This window comes from Chromobacterium haemolyticum (assembly GCF_002081825.1).
Lineage (GTDB): Bacteria > Pseudomonadota > Gammaproteobacteria > Burkholderiales > Chromobacteriaceae > Chromobacterium > Chromobacterium fluminis.
Genome location: NZ_MUKU01000083.1, coordinates 1 through 1,290 on the forward strand (window position 1 = coordinate 1; position 1,290 = coordinate 1,290).

The 1,290-nt window shown below is 50.5% G+C and carries 1 protein-coding gene; it reads left to right on the forward strand.

Going from position 1 to position 1,290, the window contains the following annotated elements; genetic code table 11:
* Nucleotides 1–296 precede the first annotated feature (296 nt).
* The coding region (locus tag B0T39_RS24635) for a hypothetical protein (protein ID WP_217806341.1) at nucleotides 297–1,290 on the forward strand (994 nt) is incomplete at its 3' end.

Below are 1,290 nucleotides of genomic sequence, written 5' to 3' on the forward strand. Positions count from 1 at the left end.
TGCAGGATCAAGCGGAGCGGCTGTCTGCGGCGGCGGGCCGGTTCAGCGTGTCGGCGGCAGGTGCGGCGATGGCGTTGGGGATGCCGGCGGCGGGGAGTCCGCGCCTCAGTTCACAGCCGGCGGTGGCTGAGCTGGCAGGGGAGTGGGAAACGTTTTAAGCGAAGTGTAGCGGTGCTGAGCACAATGAAGGGTTATTCCCCATTTTTACAGTGCTTATTATTGAGCCCCTAATGTAGCTGTTGGTTAAAGATAATAAAAAGGGCGGAGTGGTCCTAGATGAATAGCAAAGAGAGTATATGACCTTTAAGCAAAAGATTGTGACGACAATAGTTGTCGTACTGTTGGGGTTGTTAATGTTGGTTTCTCTGGTCATATATGATCAAAGGCAAGTGCAGAGTGATTTACATTATACGCAAGATATTTTAATGGCAGATGTCGCCAAGATAACGACGATGTCCGATGCCGCAAATGGAGCAGCTTTATCTTTACGAGAAGGTATGCTGCTGATGGCGGAAGAGCAGTTTGTGTCGCAAGAATTTGTCAATGTGGGGCAGCAGAAATTTGTTAATGATGCTGCCCTGGTCGGGGCATTTGGTAAGGTGGAAACGCTATTAAAACAACTAGAGGCTGACTTAAGTAAATTACGTGTGCATCGACATAAGATGAGCGAGCAAGAAATCAATAGACTAACAGTCCTTCGTGAAAACATTTTGCGAGAAGGGCGTGCAACCATTGCTGGGGTATATCAATTAAATAAACTGGCGGCAAACGGCAAAGGTGACTTTAAGGCGGTTTACATAGGGTGGCAAAATGCAAGCCTAGCGGTGTTGGTAAGTGAATTGAAAGAGATGGAAAAGCTGTACGAAAAGGCCGCTAATAGGAATCTTGCTGAACTAGAGGAAAATTTAGACCACACAATATTTAAATTTATCATTTTGGGACTATTGGTTTTTGCGTTGGTGAGTGGTGTTTTGCTCTGGCAGCTGCGTTTTGTGTCGCGCACGATAGGCGGGCAGATGGAGCGCTTGTTCCGGCATATGGACCACATCGCGAAGGATGACTTCTCCCAGCCGATTCGCTACCGGCCCGGCATGGAGCAGAGCCTGATTGCGCTGTTGGCGAAGTTGCAGGAACGCCTGAAGGCGGCCAAGGCGATGGTGCTAGAGAACGCGCGGATCCGGGTGGCTTTGGACTCCAGTTCGGCCAATGTGATGCTGGTGGACGAGCGCCGGCAGATCAGCTTCGTCAACCGCGCTTTGCAAGCGCGGCTGCCGCAGTTGGCGAACCGGC